Raw genomic sequence first — 17,516 nt, forward strand, 5'->3', positions numbered from 1 at the left:
GAGAAATTTATGAGCCAGAATCCATCATCATCCAATTCAGAACGTGATACAGATCAAGTCAATCAAACAACAGATGCTCAAACAAAAGAAACAGCATCTGAACCAGTTTCTCTAATTGAACATACAGAAAAAGTAGACACTGAAACAGCACCTTTGAATAAAAAAATTCCACCGAATAAATCATCTAAAAATGGGAAATTCAAACTTATTGGGTTAATTATCCTTATTTTATTATTCGGTTTAATTGCATTTGGTCTATGGAAAGCTTATCAACCTCAGACCATTGAATTACAAGGTCGCGTTGAAGCAGAAACAGTACATATCAGCACCAAAGTTCCAAGCCGTATTGAAGAATTTTACGTCACTGATGGACAACCCGTTAAAAAAGGACAGGCTTTGGTTCGTTTTGTGAGCCCAGAATTAGAAGCAAAAAAAGAGCAAGCACAAGCAGCTTTACAAAGTGCTACAGCATTTCATTCAACCGTATATCGTGGTGCTCAGCAAGAGAATATCGAAACCTTATACGCCAACTGGCAAGCAATGAAAACCCAAGCAGATTTGGCTGCAACCACTTATAAACGTGGTGAAAATTTATTTCAACAAGGTGTCATTTCTCGTCAACGCCGTGATGAAATGTTAGCCGCCCAAACTTCGGCACGTGAAACTGCTGAAGCAGCTTATCAACAGTACGCACGCGCAAAAAGAGGCAGTACGGAGCAACAAAAATCAACTGCTGATGCACAAGTGGCTATGGCTCAAGCTGCGGTAAAAGAAGCCGATGCTTTAACCGAAGAGACCAAACTGTATTCACCGACTGATGGTACTGTTTCTAAAACTTACGGTAAACCAACTGAGTTAGTCGCGACAGGCATCCCTGTAGTAAGCATTATTGAAGACCATGATTTATGGGTAAGTTTGAATGTCCGTGAAGACCTGTATAGCTCAGTCTATAAAACCAAAACTCTGGAAGGTTTTATTCCTGCACTCAACCATAAAGCAAATTTTAAAGTGAAAAAAATTGATGCCGAAGGTGATTTTGCAACGATTAAGACAACAAGACAAACTGGCGGTTATGATATTCGTAGCTTCAAATTTCATTTAGTACCAGAACAAACCATTCCAGACCTAAAAGTCGGTATGAGTGTTTTATTTAACATTGCAGAGGCAAAGTAACCGATGTTTGCAGTAATGCTTCGGGAGTTGCGCTATTTAAAACGCCATCAAGCTGATTTTTTTATGGCGATCATTGCCCCTTTGTTGGTGATTCTTCTTTTTGGCAATATGTTTGCATCGGGTAAAGCTGAGCATTTACCTATCGTTGTGATTGATCAAGATCAAAGTGAAATGAGCCGTAAAGTCATCCATGCACTGAGTATCAATCATACTTTACAAGTAAAAACCATCACCACTAGCCAAGATGAAGCCGAACAGCTTATTAATAAAACTGAAGCATGGGGATTCGTTTTAATCCCCGATGGTGCAGAACAAAGATTAGTAAAAGCACAGGATGCTCAAATCAGCATTGCCTATAACCAGTCCTTTTTTAGTATTGGAAATACCATTTCCTCTGCAATGCTGATGAGTACATTAAACGGTATGGCAGATTATACGGGACAGAGTTACTTATCAAATGTAATCCCCTACTTGGATGTTCCCACACCAAATATTAAGATTTCTACGCTATATAATCCTAATATGAGCTATGAACTGTTTCTGGAACCATTCATGGTGCCTGCAGTGCTACATCTACTGCTTTGCTGTTGTGTGGCTTTTGCGATCGGACAGGAATTTAAAAGGAAAACCCTGAATGAATGGGTTGACTCAAAACACATTATTTCTAGCCTATTAGGTAAAATCCTGACCTATGTCTTTATTTTTTGTGCGTGGACAGGGTGCTGGATGTTTTGGCTAGCACATATTCGTGGCTACTTTATTGCAGGCTCGCTCAGCCTAATTTTGCTTGCACAATTTTTACTTTATTTTTCTTATGCTGTCATCAGCAGTACTGTTGTATTAGCCACCAAAGATCTACCTAAAACCTTTGGTTTTATTGCACTTTACGGTGGATCATCACCTAGTTTCTCGGGAATTACTCTCCCCCTGAATAATGCACCAGCATTTACTCAATTTTGGTCAATGATTATTCCATATACGCCTTATGCGAAACTACAAACTGAGCAATGGGTGATCGGTAGCGATATTTCCGTATCTCTTATTCCTTTTGGTATTTTAGTTATTTTCTCTGCTCTTTATTTAGGTTTAAGTATTCGTTTATTGAAGAAAAATATTCAGGAGCAAAATCAATGAAATCATTTTGCTTCTATTACATCCAAACGTTTAAAAATATTGTTGCAAATAGTTCTGTATTTACCACATTGATTGCAGCTGTAATCATGTATAGTTTTTTCTATCCTACTGCTTATAAAGCTCAGTCGGCAGCAGACATCCCAATTGTAATTGTTGACCAAGAACAAAGTATTTTAACCTCAAAAATTATTAGTCAAGCTGCTAATAGTCCACATATTCGAATCACAACAGTTACCGATAATTTCCTAGAGGCTGAGAAACTCGTAAAAAATCAGAAAGCTGAAGGCATTTTACTCTTACCCGAAAATCTTACCAATAGTTTGAAACGCGGCGAAATGGGTGGAATCGGTCTTTACCTAAGTACAGCCTATTTCATTCGAACCAAAGAAGTGGGAATTGGTCTAGCGACTTCAATTGAAGCGAGTTTACAAGAATATTTAGAAAAATTTGGCAAAGCTTCTTCATTTCATCCTGAGATCTCAATTCATCAGATTCCTCTATTTAATACATTATCTGGCTATGGCAGCTATATTTTTCCTGCTGTATCTAGTCTTATTATTCATCAAACCATATTACTCGGACTCGCAATGTTGATTGCGAGCTATAGAGAAAAAGGTTGGGTTGCCAACCGATCAGAATTTTTTGCGATTTTTGCCGCAATATTAACCATCGGATGTTTAGGTTGTCTCTATTTATTTGGCTTTACATTTTGGTTATATGAATATCCGCATGGGGGTAATTTCTGGGGAATGCTATTCGCTGTTCCAATTTATGTGAGTTGTATCATTGGTTTAGCAACGCTTATTGGCTCATTGGTGGATATGCCCGAACGAGTCGGACATTTAATTATTGTGACTTCAGTGCCTTTGTTTCTATTAACAGGAACAGCATGGCCACATCAAGCTATGCCTGAATGGATGCAATTCTTGGCGTGGTTACTACCATCCACCAATGGCGTACAAGTGTTCGTACAACTGAATCAGATGGGGGTCGCAACATCCATTGTTGTTCCTAAACTTATTTATCTTGCGACGGTAGCTGCAATTTTACTGGCACTTTCTTATTATCGATTAGTGATGATGAAATCAATAAAAAAGGAAGCCGATTAGCTTCCTTTTTTATGATCTTAGATGACTTACGCTTCTGGCGTATCATCTTTTGGTTCTACTGTCGCTTCTTCAGAAGTTACAGCCTCAACCTCTGTATTTTCCGTTTCTTCTGTAACGTCTAACTCTTCGTCATCTTCTACAGCTGCAATCGAAACAACACCGACTAAGGTTTCAGCATCGCTTAAGCGGATTAAACGAACACCTTGTGCATTACGACCTGTGGTTGCAACCTCAGCAGCACGGGTACGCACTAATGTACCACCATCAGAAATCAACATCAGTTCTTTGCTTTCATCAATAGATACCGCACCGACAAGCTCACCATTACGTTCGCTGGTCTTGATTGCAATCACACCTTTACCACCACGTTTCTTGGTTGGGAAGTCATCCACTGGTGTACGTTTACCATAACCGTTTGCACAAGCACACAGTACTTCACCCGTTTCAGGTACAACCACAAGTGAAACAATACGACTGACAACATTCGAATCTGATGAATCATCATTGTCATCGCTATCATCATTTTCGACTTCAGCATCTTCAGATTCAATGGTATTGCTTGCAAAACTCACACGCATACCACGCACGCCTTTGGCCGTACGTCCCATCGCACGAACATCTGTTTCAGCAAAACGAATTGCCTTCCCTTCGTTCGAGAACAACATGATCTGCTGATTACCATCGGTAATTGCAACACCGATTAAAGTATCTTCTTCGTTCAACTCAATCGCACGTAAACCATTAGAACGAACATTGCTAAATTGTGCTAATTCAACACGTTTAACCGTACCTGATGCTGTTGCCATGAATACATAGTGATTTTCAGGGAATTCAGTCAACGGTAAGATTGCAGTCACGGTTTCATTTGCATCCAATGGAAGCAAATTAATAATTGGACGACCTTTTGCACCACGTGAAGCTTGCGGAACCTCAAACACTCTCAAGCGATAAACTTTACCAACATTGGTAAAGCACAATACTGTCGCGTGATTCGATGCAACAATCAAATGTTGAATAATATCATCATCTTTCATCGAAGTTGCAGACTTACCACGACCACCACGACGTTGCGCTTGATAATCAGAAAGTGGTTGAGTTTTCGCATAACCTGTTTGAGAAACAGTCAATACCACTTGTTCTTCTGGGATCAAATCTTCACGGCAGAAATCAACGCCTGATTCAACAATTTCAGTACGACGCCCATCACCATATTGTTGCAAGATTAAAGCAAGCTCTTCACGGATCACATTCATCAATAAATTAAAATCATTGAGAATTGCTGTTAATTCAGCGATTTGACCTAAGATTTCAGAATATTCTGCATGTAACTTGTCTTGTTCGAGACCCGTTAAACGATGCAAACGCAATTCCAGAATTGCGGCAACCTGTGTTGGAGATAAACGATAAATATCACCTGACAAGCCAAATGGACGTGTAGGGTCTTCGCCTTCAATCTCATCGGGACGAACAGAAATCGCGCCTGCTTTTTCAAGTAGTGCAACCACACCACCGCCTGCCCACTCACCTGCCTGTAAACGCTCACGTGCTTCAGCGGGGTTAGCAGAAGTTTTAATGGTTTCAATAATGGCATCAATATTTGCCAAGGCAACCGTTAAACCCTCTAAGATATGTCCACGTTCACGTGCTTTACGCAATTCGAACATGGTACGGCGAGTCACGACTTCTTGGCGATGACGAATAAATGCCGCAATAATATCTTTCAGGTTCATCAACTTAGGCTGACCGTTGTCTAAGCAAACCATGTTAATGCTGAACGAGTTTTGAAGTTGGGTATGCAGGAATAAGTTATTCACCGCAACTTCTGCATTTTCACCACGCTTCAAGTCGATCGCAATACGCATACCGTCTTTATCTGACTCGTCGCGCAGTTCAGAAATACCTTCAAGTTTCTTTTCTTTGACTAACTCGGCAATACGCTCAATGGTTTTTGCTTTGTTAACTTGGTAAGGAATCTCAGTAAACACAATCGTTGTACGACCCGTTTTTTGATCTTCTTCGAAGTGATATTTACCACGAATATGCAAACGGCCTTTACCAGTGCGATAGGCATCAACAATGCCTGATTTACCGTAAATAATACCGCCTGTAGGGAAATCTGGACCCGTAATGTGTTCCATCAAGCCTTCAATCGAAATATTCGGGTTATTGGCGTAGGCTAAACATGCATTCACGACTTCTGTCATGTTATGTGGCGCCATATTGGTCGCCATACCTACCGCAATACCTGTCGTACCATTAATCAAAAGATTTGGAATACGTGTCGGCATGACTTGAGGAATACGCTCAGAACCGTCGTAGTTATCTTCCCAATCAACAGTATCTTTTTCTAAGTCTGCTAAGATTTCATGGGTCAACTTTTGCATACGAACTTCGGTATAACGCATTGCTGCTGCGCTATCCCCATCGACCGAACCGAAGTTACCCTGACCATCAACTAACATGTAACGCAAACTGAAGTCTTGCGCCATACGAACGATTGTTTCATATACTGCGATGTCACCATGAGGGTGGTATTTACCGATCACGTCCCCGACAACACGAGCAGACTTTTTGTATGCTTTGTTATAATCATTGCCCAATTCATGCATTGCAAACAACACACGACGGTGAACAGGTTTAAGACCGTCTCTCACATCTGGCAATGCACGAGATACAATTACGCTCATCGCATAATCTAGATATGAATGCTTGAGTTCGTCCTCAATGGCAATCGGTCTAATTTCCGATACGCTCATGCATACTCCTTGTTTACAAGTAGATGGCTCTACTTGTTTTTATGTATTCAATCTTGCAAAAAATTAGTTCAGAAAATTGAACTAAAATTAAAAAATATAGCTAAAAATTATAGCATAAATGACAGGTTAACTGGGAGTTTGCTAATCTGAAAATAGCATTTTTTTACAATAAAAAATTTATTAGAATTAATAAGTTAAAAATCTAGTTTTCCATTTTTTAGTGAACAGAATAAAAGGTTACTTTTTAATCAAAATAAAGGTATTTTTAATAAAATATTCAATCCAGTTTTTTAAAATCAGCGGTATAAATAGGCACATTCTCTTTGAAAGAAAATTAAGTCTAGCTCCAAGGACTTTGCTGTTAGCTCAAAGATCATGCTGTGCATTTGACCTCGATGATGCGTTTGATGGTTAAATAGGTGTGCCAATATTTCAATCAAAGGCTCAATATAAATTTGACCTCGACGGACATAACTAATGGTTTGATGGAATGAAACTTCATCATGTTCATGAATAAAATTTATCAGACTTTGATCATGTTCAATTCAAGCATTCTCTAATTGGGCGAGTTGATTATAAAGAATTTCATCCAAAGTATACGTTGATGCAACAACACCTTTGATACGCTCAAACCAAAGTATCTCTCCTACCAACACATGATTTGCCGTTCGCATAAGGGATTTAAAATAAACTTTACAATCTTGATTTAATTGCTCCTCTGTTAAGCCGATGAGCGTACAAAATAACTTTTGATTTGCCCACTGATTATAATGAGCCAGCATCAGAAAATAGGTCTTAAAAGTACAATTCATCGGCAATGCTCTCATTTATTTATTCTTATTTTTAACATAAAAAAACGCCCCTTTCGGAGCGTTTCAAACTTAATTCAGAGAATTAAAGTTTAGATACCAATTCTGGTACAACAGTGTTCAAATCGCCCACTAACCAGTAGTCAGCAACGCTGTTGATTGGCGCTTCTTCGTCTTTGTTGATTGCAACAATAACTTTAGAATCTTTCATACCCGCTAAGTGCTGAATCGCACCAGAGATACCGATTGCCAAGTAAAGATCTGGCGCAACGATTTTACCAGTTTGACCAACTTGGAAGTCGTTTGGTACGAAACCAGCATCTACCGCAGCACGTGAAGCACCTTGAGCAGCACCAAGCTTATCAGCCAATGGGTCAAGTACTTTGTGATAGTTTTCACCAGAACCTACACCACGACCACCAGAAACAACGATACGCGCAGCAGTTAATTCTGGACGATCAAGTTTCACGATTTCTTCGCTTACAAACTTAGAAATACCAGCATCTTTCGCTTCAGCAACAGCTTCAACTGCAGCAGAACCGCCTTCAGCAGCTGCAGCATCAAATGCTGTACCACGAACTGTACCAACGATGATTGCTTCGTCAGATTGAACAGTTGCGATTGCGTTACCTGCATAGATAGGACGCTTGAAAGTATTTGCAGATTCAACAGCAATGATGTCTGAAATCATGCTTACGTCAAGAAGTGCAGCAACACGTGGAAGAATGTTCTTACCCGTTGTTGTAGATGCAGCTAATACGTATTTGTAACCTTTCGCTAAATCCGCAACTAAGCCAGCAACGTTTTCAGCCAATTGGTTCGCATAAGCAGCATTGTCAGCAAGTAATACTTTGCTCACACCAGCAACTTTAGCAGCAGCATCAGCAACTGCTTGAGCGCCAGAACCAGCTACTAATACAGTAATATCACCACCGATTTTTTGAGCTGCCGCAACAACGTTTAAAGTTGCACCGTTAAGTGACTGGTTGTTGTGATCAGCGATAACTAAAATACTCATGATTTTATCCTTCTGTATTAGATCACTTTCGCTTCATTTTTCAATTTTTCAACAAGTTCGTCTACAGACTTCACTTGTACGCCAGCTTTACGTTCAGCAGGTGCTTCAACTTTAACTGTTTTAAGTTTAGTACCAGTTGCAACGCCGTAGTCAGCAGGAGACTTAGTATCAAGCGGTTTTTTACGCGCTTTCATGATGTTTGGAAGAGCAGCATAACGTGGCTCATTCAAACGTAAGTCAGTTGTGATGATTGCTGGAAGACCAAGCTCAACAGTTTGTAAACCGCCATCAACTTCACGAGTAACTTGTACTTTACCGCCGTCAACTTTAACTTCAGATGCAAAAGTACCTTGACCAGCACCAAGTAAAGCACCAAGCATTTGACCTACTTGGTTAGAGTCATCATCAATTGCTTGTTTACCAAGAAGAATTAGTTCTGGTTTTTCAGCATCAACAACGCCTTTTAAAATTTTAGCAACTTCTAAAGCGCCAATTTCATCAGCAGTTTCAACTAAGATACCACGGTCAGCACCTAAAGCCATTGCAGAACGAATTTGTTCTTGCGCGTCTTTAGAACCCACTGAAACAACAACGATTTCTGAAATCGTTCCTTTTTCTTTTAAGCGAACCGCTTCTTCGACTGCGATTTCACAGAATGGGTTAATTGACATCTTAACGTTAGTTAGGTCAACCCCAGTATTGTCCGGCTTAACACGAACTTTAACGTTGGCATCAACCACACGTTTTACAGCGACAAGAGCCTTCATGTAATCCTCGGCTGTTCTAAGCAAGTAAATGTAGTGAAGAGCATTCTAACTCTTCGATCGAAACTTTTTAGGTGCCCTATCTTGCAATGTATTTGGCATTTCGGTCAAGTCACAATTTTCGCTATGACTGTAAAAAAGATGAAATGCTCAGTTCACTAATTTAGAGCACTGAAAAATCAACTCAATTAAGCTGTCCATTCTTATCAATATTACATTTTGATTTTATTAATATTTTATAAAATTCAACCATCTAAAATATATCTTGCAGACAAAAAGCAGATGTTCTGTAACGGATCATTTCGGGCAAATCCAAACACCCAACAGTTTTTGCAAAAAATGGGCAATAAAGTGAGAATATTGTTTAAGCACTGTTCAAGTGTGCCCTGTAAAATAAGTTGCCTATTTTACATCCAATTTTGCAACATAATATATCAGGATTCAGTTTTTCTGCGCCCGAGGATGGGTTTGGTCATATACATTCATCAATTGTTCAAAGTCGACATGGGTATAGATTTGAGTGGTGGACAAGTTGCTATGACCCAACATTTCCTGAATTGCACGTAGATCACCACTGGCGGAAAGCAAATGGCTGGCAAAACAATGCCGTAATAAATGTGGATGCAAATCGACACTGATCCCTGCCCGCTGGGCCTGTAACTTGACCCGATTTTCAATTTGTCGTGGAGTCAGCGCATTGCCTTTTTGTGAAATAAACACGGCTGAATCTGCGGCAAAACCACCCTGCCATATCCGATAGATTTTTAGCCATTCAATCAAGCCTTGTTTTGCCTTGCTTCCAAACGGCACAACTCTCGTTTTATTGCCCTTACCTGTAATGCGTAATAACTGTCGATTAAAATCAATATCCTTGACAGTTAAACCCTGTAACTCGGCTAAACGTAGACCACTCGAATATAACAGCTCAAGCATCGCCCTATCCCTTAACCATAATTGCTGCTCAACTGGTTTTTCAGGTGCAGGCTGATCCAGAATCTGATTGATGGTTTCAATGTCAATCATGCCTGGCAAAGGTCGGGGCTGACGTTTTAACTTAAAATCTTCTGATGGATTCTGCTGTAAATATTGTCCTTGCTCAGCCCATTTCATAAATTGGCGGATGGAGGTCAAGTGACGTTGCAGGCTACTGGAACTCAGGTGGTCGCGTTCAACACGCTCGGCTAAATATTCACGTAAGTCTGAAGCTTCAACATCCTGTAATTGTAATTGTTTGTTTTCACAAAAACTAAAGAAATCAGTGAGATCTCGTTGATAGGCCGTGATGGTGTGTTCAGACTGATTTTGAATCATCCGCTCTTTTAACCACATGGAAAGGAGTTGTAAAGCTGTCTGCACACTCAACTCCCTAAAATTGCTTTATAAAATCGTTGATATAAATAGCAACTTCATCTGCATACTGCTCAGCAAAATCATGCTCTCCGCCTTGAATCACATAAAGCTCAGATTTCTTAAAGATATGATGTAAATGTTGTCCCACAGCAACAGGGCTAATCAGGTCCTGATCTCCCCACAATAATAAAACCTGTTGTTGAATATGTACCAATTGAGCTTCACAGTCTACCTTTGCTGTAACAAACCAATCGGGATATTGCAAATATTCTTGCTGATACGCCTGTCGCCAATCCTGAACTTGAAACGGGTCTAAATTGATACCTCCCGAAGTTGCCATCAGAACCAAGCCTTTGAGCAGATCAGTCTTTTGTAATATGGCTGCGATGGCAAAAATACCACCCATTGATTGAGCAATTAAAATCGAGGGTTGTTGAATCTGTGCAACCACATAATCAGTTAAATCATCAAAATTATTTATATCTGGATGTGCAGCCACACCATAAAAACCTGGATATGTAATGACCTGTTTGGTATAGCTCTTAGGCAATTGTGCAGTCAACGGATTCCAAAACTCTGTATTGCCTGATGCACCTGGAAGAAAAACTAAATGAGTCATTGATGTACCCAAATACCTCTTTCTTCAACAAAATAAGTATAATAATTAGCTACATTAAAATTATATGCACGTGTTTTATAACGGTCATAAAATCCACCATGTTTATTTTGCTCAAAACATGTCATAAATCTTTGAACTACATCCAGGCTTTCATGACCTGTTAATATTTTATTAACACTATTTGATTCATCTATAGTTAGCTCTCTACCCTGTCGATCAAAGATATGCTCAACATCATACGCCTGTACTTTATTCTCCTTAGACTCAATCACAAACTCTGGCATATGATCCCAGCTCGACACTAGATAACCGATATCTTTATAAGGTGTTGCTAATACTGGCTGAGCATACATTTCTACAAACTGACCAGATGCAGACACTTTTGCAATCGCCACTGCACTTTGTTCAAACAATTCATCTGGGCGCATCCAGCCATTTACTTGTACAGGGTCAACTGCATTTGACCCTTCATACTCTTGCACCCAAATAGGATGCCCACCCGTGACAAAAACTACTTTTAAATCTTTTCTCCAGTCTATTGCATCACAATTTTGATGAAATAGCGCCCAAACCTCCCTCTTATCAGATATAAATGTCTTTGTAACAGGTTGATATACTAATTCTCTTTCAACATTTTCAGGCTTAGATAACACCATATCTCCAACATTGATTTTTTCAATAGGGATCAACCCTTTGTTTGTATGAACCAGTGTCCCTGCTGCAAATCCATTCATTTTTATGTCCTTTTTAGTTATAAAAAAACCTATCCCACATCTCGCAAGATAGGTTTATGCTTGTTTAATTTTCAACCCTGAAAATATCGTAAATCCAGACGCGCATCATAAACATGCGTGGTTGGACCTGTCATCCAAACCACATCACCTTCACGCCAAGCGATATGCAACTTACCACCTGCAAGCTGAACTTCAACTTCATTGGCAAGTAAACCACGGCGCATACCACTCACCGCTGCTGCACAAGCCCCTGTACCACAGGCTAAAGTCTCGCCGACACCACGTTCAAACACACGTAAACGAATATGCTTTTCATCAATGATCTGCATAAATCCAGCATTCACCCGTGAAGGGAACCGTGTATGTGATTCTACTTGTGGGCCAATACGCTCAACATCAGCAGTTAAGACATCAGGTACGATAGTCACAGCATGAGGATTCCCCATGTTCACAACATCAATATTAATACTTTGATTGTTTGCAAGTTCTAGTGCGTATAAGTCTTCAATATCTTCATGTTCTTGGGTAAGAAATGGAATTTCTTCTGGAAGAAATTTTGGTGGGCCCATATTAACCCGAACCCACCCATTGGCACCCAATTCAGGCTCTACAATTCCAGCCTTGGTTTGTACACGAATTTTAGTTTTGGTCGTCAGTTGACGTTCATGTACAAAGCGAGCAAAACAACGTACACCATTACCACATTGTTCTACTTCTGAACCATCGGCATTAAAAATACGATATTTAAAATCAACATCAGGAAAATCAGGTGGTTCAACAATCAACAGTTGATCAAAACCCACACCAAAATGACGATCGGCTAAACGCTGAATGGTGATAGTATCTAAATAAGCTCGCTGCGTGATCAGGTCAACGACCATAAAATCATTGCCCAAACCATGCATTTTGGTAAATTCTAAATACATCTCAATTTACTCCTCAGGCAATAAACGTTCTTTTTCCCAAAGTGATTCTATGCTTTCACGTTCACGAATTACATAGGCTTGATCACCACTGACCATAACTTCGGCAGCACGACCACGCGTGTTGTAGTTCGAGCTCATTACAAAACCGTAGGCACCTGCACCTAATACAGCAAGGACATCATTTTCTTGAAGTGCTAAATCACGCTCTTTACCCAAGAAATCACCTGTTTCACAGATTGCACCAACCAAATCCCAAGTTTTAACTTCAACATCGGGATTTGGATTGACTGACTGAATATCCATCCACGCTTCATATAAAGCAGGGCGAATTAAGTCATTCATCGCTGCATCAATAATGGCAAAGTTACGATGATTGGTTGGTTTGAGTAAATCAACTTTGGTCAAAAGTACGCCTGCATTGGCAGAAATACTACGTCCTGGTTCCATATAGACTTTTAGACCCAGTTTTTCCAAAGCTGGACGCATGGCATTGGCGTATTCGGCAACACTTGGCGGGGTCTCATCTTTATAACAAACTCCCAAACCACCACCGATATCAATATGTTTGAGGTTGATGCCCAGACCTTTCAACTGTTCAATCATTAAAACCACACGATCAAGCGCATCAACAAAAGGCTTGGTTTCTGTCAACTGTGATCCAATATGACAGTCAATACCGACAATCTCAAGATTTGGTAATGACGCCGCATATTGATAAGTCTCATTGACCGTATCACTTGGAATACCAAATTTGTTTTCTTTCAAACCTGTTGAGATATAGGGATGAGTTTTCGCATCCACATCTGGGTTTACACGTAATGAAATCGGGGCTTTTTTGCCTAATTTTGCGGCTACTTTTTGGATCCGATCAAGTTCAGCATGAGATTCAACATTGAAACATGCAATACCTACGGTCAAAGCCTTTTCAATGTCAGCTTCAGATTTACCTAAACCAGAAAATACAATTTTTGAAGGTTCACCACCTGCTGCGAGAACACGTGCTAGTTCCCCACCCGTCACAATATCAAAACCTGCACCAAGTTTTGCTAATACATTCAGAACAGCGATATTTGAGTTTGACTTCACTGCAAAACAGATTTGATGATCAATAAAATCAAAAGCACGATGCATATCTAAATAATGCTTCTCAAATGTAGATTTTGAGTAAACATATAAAGGCGTGCCAAATTGCTGTGCGAGCTGATCTAATGAACATTGCTCAGCATGCAATACTCCATTAATGCGAGTGAAACTCATGAAGATGTCCTTATTTAAAAACTTAAGGTGAGGTTGTCTGTGATACTGTTGAAGATGTTGCTGCTTGGTTTTCAGCTTTCACATCATCAGATGACGTTTTAGCCTGAGACGTTTCATTTTTATAAAGCAGGTATTTTGCACGTTTGTCATGATTGATATCAGAAGGTAATTGCAATGCCCCTGACTGACCACATGCAGTAAGTACCACACTACTGAATAATAAACCGATCGAACAAATGACTTGACGCATCTGAGCACCTAACTTTTACAATTCGGAGCAGTATAGCGTGATCATCAGATTGGCTAAAGTCTAAACTTGAAGGAATAAAACAATATCCATAAAAAAACGCCGACTTAGATGCCGACGTTCATGTCAATTACTTCTTTAACTGCTTACTTCTTTTTATTTAAGAAATAACCAATTGCCAAAATAACAAACCAGATTGGGCTAACTTTAAGTGACTCTAAAGTGGTTTCATCCAAAGCAAGGAAATAAATCGTTGCAAGAAAGAATAAAATAACCACCCAACAAGTAAACACGCCACCAGGAAGTTTAAAGGTTGATTGTGCATGTAACTCAGGACGGTTTTTGCGGTAGTTAATGTAACTCCACATAATCACAATCCACACACAGATAAACAGGATGGTTGATAAAGTGGTTGCTAGAGTAAAGGCTGTCACTTCATCATTGGTTCCCGTCTGTACTTTATAAATGAACTGTACAAATGCACCAATAAAGATACAGATTGATGAGAAAACCAATGCTTTTGAAGGAACGGCAGATTTAGACAATTTACCAAATAATTTTGGTGCTTGCTTATCCGTTGATAAACCAAATAGCATACGACTGGTCGAAAATACACCACTATTCATTGATGACATCACTGAAGATAACACCACCAAATTCATAATAATCGCCGCAGAAGCAATACCTGCTTGTGAGAAGATGTTTACGAATGGGCTGACTTTAGGGTTAATTTGATCCCAAGGAGTTACACACATCACCACGAACAATGCCAATACGTAGAAAATAATGATACGAATTGGAATTGAGTTAATCGCTTTCGGTAAGTTACGTTGTGGATCTTGTGTTTCAGCAGCGGTTGTACCGACCAGCTCTACACCGACAAAGGCGAAAATTGCAATTTGGAAGCCTGCGAGGAAGCCATCTAACCCTTTAGGGAACATACCACCATGTGTCCACAAGTTGCTAATACTCGCCGTTGTACCCGCAGCATTAGTGAACCCCGTAAAGATCATCCATAAACCAACCGCAATTAAGACAATAATTGCTGTGATTTTAACCATTGCAAACCAGAATTCCATTTCACCGAATAATTTTACGGTGACAAGGTTCAACCCAAGTACAAATAGAATCGCAACACTACTAATCAACAATCCGCCCAATGGAGTAAATGACTCACCCCCATTGAAAAATTCAAGATAGTAAATAATGGCTGATAGGTCGGCAATACCAATCGTGACCCAACATAGCCAGTATGTCCATCCAACAAAATAACCCGCCCAAGGACCGATTAAATCAGTGGATAAATCAATAAAAGATTTATACTTTAAATTCGATAAGAGTAATTCACCTAAAGCACGCATGACGAAAAACACCATGATACCGATCAAGCCATAAATGAATAAAATAGATGGTCCAGCTAAACTAATGGTTTTGCCTGACCCCATAAACAATCCCGTTCCGATTGCTCCACCAATTGCAATCAGTTGAAGATGTCGATTAGATAGACTACGGTGAAGCTCACTTTGCTCGTTGGCCTCACCTAAATTTTGATTCGACATTTTTACAAAAACTCTCAAGTATTTTTCGTTCGTTAGCTAATGCTCAAATCAAAATGACAATTCGCACCATTTAATGGCATCTTCTTGCATTGTAAATTGCTTTGATGATGTTTTAGCTAGCCAATTTTCTGTCTGTACAACTCAACATTTCAAGTTAAATACAAATGGACCTGATCATACGCACAAGGATGTACCAACTCAATGCACTTTTTTGACTCCATATTTTTCAATAGCTTAAAAATTAGGCAATAAAAAAGCAGCCTCTGAAGGCTGCCTTTATATCTAGATATTTACTTTAATTTATTATGATATTAGTTTTGTTTATTCTTAATACGATCTTCCCAGAACGTAGCATTACGAATACCAAGTTTTACTGGATCAAAAGTAAACTCTTTAACACCCGCTTTTTGCTGCTGTTCATAATCTCTCAACGCTTTAATCGTTGGTTTCCAAATGAAGTAAGTGACAATAATACCAATGATATTAATCCAAGCCATTAAACCTACACCGATATCTCCAATTCCCCAAATATAACCTGTTGCACTGATTACACCATATGAAACAGAAAGAATGATGAAGCATTTGGTGATAAATAATAAAGATGGAGTTTTAGTAATATAACTTAAATAAGTAATATTGGTTTCAGCGATATAGTAATACGCAACAATCGTTGTAAATGCGAAGAAGAATACAGCTAATGCAACAAAGATTTGTCCAAAACCACCAAATACTGTACTTACTGCCATTTGAGTAAACGCAGGAGAGCCAATTTCAGCCGTGGCGGCAACATTTTGTACAATAAATTGACCTGCCTCTAGAGTACCTTGAACATTGTACATTCCAGTAATAAGAATCATAAATGCAGTAGCAGAGCAAACAAATAAAGTATCGATATAAATTGAGAATGCTTGTACTAAACCTTGTTGAGCAGGATGCTCTACCTCAGCTGCGGCAGCGGCATGTGGTCCTGTACCCTGACCTGCTTCGTTAGAATACACGCCACGTTTTACTCCCCAACCAATTGCAGCACCAAGACCTGCCATAGGAGAAAAGGCATCAGCGAAAATTAAGGAAATCACACCAGGTAACTTATCGATATTGATAAAGACAATAATTAATGCCATTACAATATAGCCAGCCGCCATAAACGGCACTACAAATTCAGCGAATTTTGCAATACGTTTGATACCACCAAAAATGATGACTGCAAGTAGTGTTACAATCACAACTAAAGCGAGTAGTTTATAAGTGCCGACATTTCCAAAAACAATTGCACCTTCACCTGTGATTTGTGTGAAAGCATTACCTACTGCATTTGCTTGAATACCGGGTAAAAACAAACCACATGAAATGATCGCGGCAATCGCAAATAAAATACCCAACCAACGCTGACCTAGACCTTTATCAAAATAAAAAGCGGGTCCACCACGATATTGTCCTTGATATTCAACTTTATAAATTTGACCTAAGGTTGATTCAACATAAGCAGTACTCGCTCCTAAAAATGCAACAAGCCACATCCAGAAGACCGCACCTGGCCCACCAAAACCAATTGCTGCTGCCACACCTGCAATATTACCTACACCAACACGACCTGAGAGTGAAACAGCGAGTGCTTGAAACGAAGAAATACCTTGTGCCGATGAGCCTCCTTTAATGAGGAGGCTTATCATATCTTTGATCTGACGAACTTGAACAAACCTTGTTAGGACGGAGAAAAATAAACCTGCACCTAAACATAAATAGATCAGAGCTTTGCTCCAAATAATACCATTTATCCAATCAACAATTTCTGCTGCACTCATAAACATCAACCTTTTGTATAATTTAAAAATATATCAATTGATACATTTTCATTTGTCTGAGCATCAGCAATATTTATGCCATTCAATATAATTCTTATGACAACAAATGAGCAAATGCTCAAAGACCTTCCGTGGAAAAAGTGAATTTAAAGAATTTTCGACTCAAAAACCGACTATATCTTACTTGTAAAAGTCTTATATCGTGTTATTTTTCTGAGCACTTCCCTTTAACCAGTCAATTACGAAAACACCGTTT

Annotated in this window: 14 protein-coding genes and 1 pseudogene; 3 read left to right on the plus strand and 12 right to left on the minus strand. The window is 39.4% G+C overall.

Annotated features, from left to right (window positions below; genetic code table 11):
• Positions 1-9 precede the first annotated feature (9 nt).
• From HYG88_RS00550 to HYG88_RS00560, 3 genes are read left to right on the plus strand one after another with little or no spacing between them, the layout of a single operon-like run.
• Positions 10-1,173, plus strand: a complete 1,164-nt coding sequence (locus HYG88_RS00550) for an HlyD family secretion protein (protein ID WP_178882392.1) — start codon at positions 10-12, stop codon at positions 1,171-1,173.
• Between the two features lie 3 nt (positions 1,174-1,176).
• Positions 1,177-2,307, plus strand: a complete 1,131-nt coding sequence (locus HYG88_RS00555; RefSeq protein WP_178882393.1) for an ABC transporter permease — start codon at positions 1,177-1,179, stop codon at positions 2,305-2,307.
• Positions 2,304-3,416, plus strand: a complete 1,113-nt coding sequence (locus HYG88_RS00560; protein ID WP_087545823.1) for an ABC transporter permease — start codon at positions 2,304-2,306, stop codon at positions 3,414-3,416. Before HYG88_RS00555 ends, HYG88_RS00560 begins: the two co-directional genes overlap by 4 nt.
• Positions 3,417-3,442: 26 nt before the next feature.
• Here HYG88_RS00560 and gyrA read toward each other — a convergent pair whose 3' ends face one another.
• The 12 genes and pseudogenes from gyrA to HYG88_RS00620 form a co-directional block, all read right to left on the minus strand.
• Complete coding sequence (gyrA, locus tag HYG88_RS00565) at positions 3,443-6,172, minus strand: DNA gyrase subunit A (protein WP_178882394.1); 2,730 nt, start codon at positions 6,170-6,172, stop codon at positions 3,443-3,445.
• A gap of 296 nt (positions 6,173-6,468) precedes the next feature.
• Positions 6,469-6,984: pseudogene (locus HYG88_RS00570) on the minus strand (DinB family protein).
• An 82-nt stretch (positions 6,985-7,066) separates the two neighbouring features.
• Positions 7,067-7,999, minus strand: coding sequence for an electron transfer flavoprotein subunit alpha/FixB family protein (locus tag HYG88_RS00575; RefSeq protein WP_178882395.1), 933 nt, complete (start codon positions 7,997-7,999; stop codon positions 7,067-7,069).
• Positions 8,000-8,016: 17 nt separating this feature from the next.
• Complete coding sequence (locus tag HYG88_RS00580; protein ID WP_004661090.1) at positions 8,017-8,766, minus strand: electron transfer flavoprotein subunit beta/FixA family protein; 750 nt, start codon at positions 8,764-8,766, stop codon at positions 8,017-8,019.
• 438 nt (positions 8,767-9,204) lie between these two features.
• Positions 9,205-10,092 carry a site-specific tyrosine recombinase/integron integrase gene (gene xerA, locus HYG88_RS00585; RefSeq protein ID WP_171063586.1) on the minus strand — a complete coding sequence of 296 codons (888 nt, stop codon included), beginning with the start codon at positions 10,090-10,092 and terminating at the stop codon, positions 9,205-9,207.
• Positions 10,093-10,129: 37 nt separating this feature from the next.
• Positions 10,130-10,732 carry an alpha/beta fold hydrolase gene (locus tag HYG88_RS00590; RefSeq protein WP_005161348.1) on the minus strand — a complete coding sequence of 201 codons (603 nt, stop codon included), beginning with the start codon at positions 10,730-10,732 and terminating at the stop codon, positions 10,130-10,132.
• On the minus strand, positions 10,729-11,466 hold the full coding sequence (locus HYG88_RS00595) for a hypothetical protein (protein WP_005161350.1): 738 nt from the start codon (positions 11,464-11,466) through the stop codon (positions 10,729-10,731). The genes HYG88_RS00590 and HYG88_RS00595 overlap by 4 nt, the downstream gene beginning before the upstream one ends.
• A gap of 71 nt (positions 11,467-11,537) precedes the next feature.
• Complete coding sequence (dapF, locus tag HYG88_RS00600; RefSeq protein WP_005161353.1) at positions 11,538-12,392, minus strand: diaminopimelate epimerase; 855 nt, start codon at positions 12,390-12,392, stop codon at positions 11,538-11,540.
• A 6-nt stretch (positions 12,393-12,398) separates the two neighbouring features.
• Positions 12,399-13,649: a diaminopimelate decarboxylase gene (lysA, locus tag HYG88_RS00605; protein ID WP_005161356.1), complete on the minus strand. Its 1,251-nt coding sequence runs from the start codon at positions 13,647-13,649 to the stop codon at positions 12,399-12,401.
• Between the two features lie 22 nt (positions 13,650-13,671).
• The gene (locus HYG88_RS00610) at positions 13,672-13,899 is read right to left on the minus strand and encodes a lipoprotein (protein WP_004661075.1); all 228 of its coding nucleotides are present in this window, start codon (positions 13,897-13,899) and stop codon (positions 13,672-13,674) included.
• A gap of 143 nt (positions 13,900-14,042) precedes the next feature.
• Entirely contained in the window at positions 14,043-15,455 is a 1,413-nt protein-coding gene (locus HYG88_RS00615; protein ID WP_005161361.1) for an amino acid permease, read from the minus strand.
• Between the two features lie 311 nt (positions 15,456-15,766).
• On the minus strand, positions 15,767-17,260 hold the full coding sequence (locus tag HYG88_RS00620; protein WP_005161364.1) for a sodium:alanine symporter family protein: 1,494 nt from the start codon (positions 17,258-17,260) through the stop codon (positions 15,767-15,769).
• Positions 17,261-17,516 lie beyond the last annotated feature (256 nt).

This window comes from Acinetobacter sp. SwsAc4, from assembly GCF_013391535.1.
Classification (GTDB): Bacteria; Pseudomonadota; Gammaproteobacteria; order Pseudomonadales; family Moraxellaceae; genus Acinetobacter.

What these genes read in the sequence shown, in the direction of transcription:
- dapF (WP_005161353.1), bottom strand. Translation starts at nt 12,392, where the DNA reads ATGTATTTAGAATTTACCAAAATGCATGGTTTGGGCAATGATTTTATG.
- HYG88_RS00620 (WP_005161364.1), bottom strand. Translation starts at nt 17,260, where the DNA reads ATGAGTGCAGCAGAAATTGTTGATTGGATAAATGGTATTATTTGGAGC.
- HYG88_RS00595 (WP_005161350.1), bottom strand. Translation starts at nt 11,466, where the DNA reads ATGAATGGATTTGCAGCAGGGACACTGGTTCATACAAACAAAGGGTTG.
- xerA (WP_171063586.1), bottom strand. Translation starts at nt 10,092, where the DNA reads ATGTGGTTAAAAGAGCGGATGATTCAAAATCAGTCTGAACACACCATC.
- HYG88_RS00575 (WP_178882395.1), bottom strand. Translation starts at nt 7,999, where the DNA reads ATGAGTATTTTAGTTATCGCTGATCACAACAACCAGTCACTTAACGGT.
- gyrA (WP_178882394.1), bottom strand. Translation starts at nt 6,172, where the DNA reads ATGAGCGTATCGGAAATTAGACCGATTGCCATTGAGGACGAACTCAAG.
- HYG88_RS00580 (WP_004661090.1), bottom strand. Translation starts at nt 8,766, where the DNA reads ATGAAGGCTCTTGTCGCTGTAAAACGTGTGGTTGATGCCAACGTTAAA.
- HYG88_RS00555 (WP_178882393.1), top strand. Translation starts at nt 1,177, where the DNA reads ATGTTTGCAGTAATGCTTCGGGAGTTGCGCTATTTAAAACGCCATCAA.
- HYG88_RS00560 (WP_087545823.1), top strand. Translation starts at nt 2,304, where the DNA reads ATGAAATCATTTTGCTTCTATTACATCCAAACGTTTAAAAATATTGTT.
- HYG88_RS00590 (WP_005161348.1), bottom strand. Translation starts at nt 10,732, where the DNA reads ATGACTCATTTAGTTTTTCTTCCAGGTGCATCAGGCAATACAGAGTTT.
- HYG88_RS00610 (WP_004661075.1), bottom strand. Translation starts at nt 13,899, where the DNA reads ATGCGTCAAGTCATTTGTTCGATCGGTTTATTATTCAGTAGTGTGGTA.
- HYG88_RS00550 (WP_178882392.1), top strand. Translation starts at nt 10, where the DNA reads ATGAGCCAGAATCCATCATCATCCAATTCAGAACGTGATACAGATCAA.
- HYG88_RS00615 (WP_005161361.1), bottom strand. Translation starts at nt 15,455, where the DNA reads ATGTCGAATCAAAATTTAGGTGAGGCCAACGAGCAAAGTGAGCTTCAC.
- lysA (WP_005161356.1), bottom strand. Translation starts at nt 13,649, where the DNA reads ATGAGTTTCACTCGCATTAATGGAGTATTGCATGCTGAGCAATGTTCA.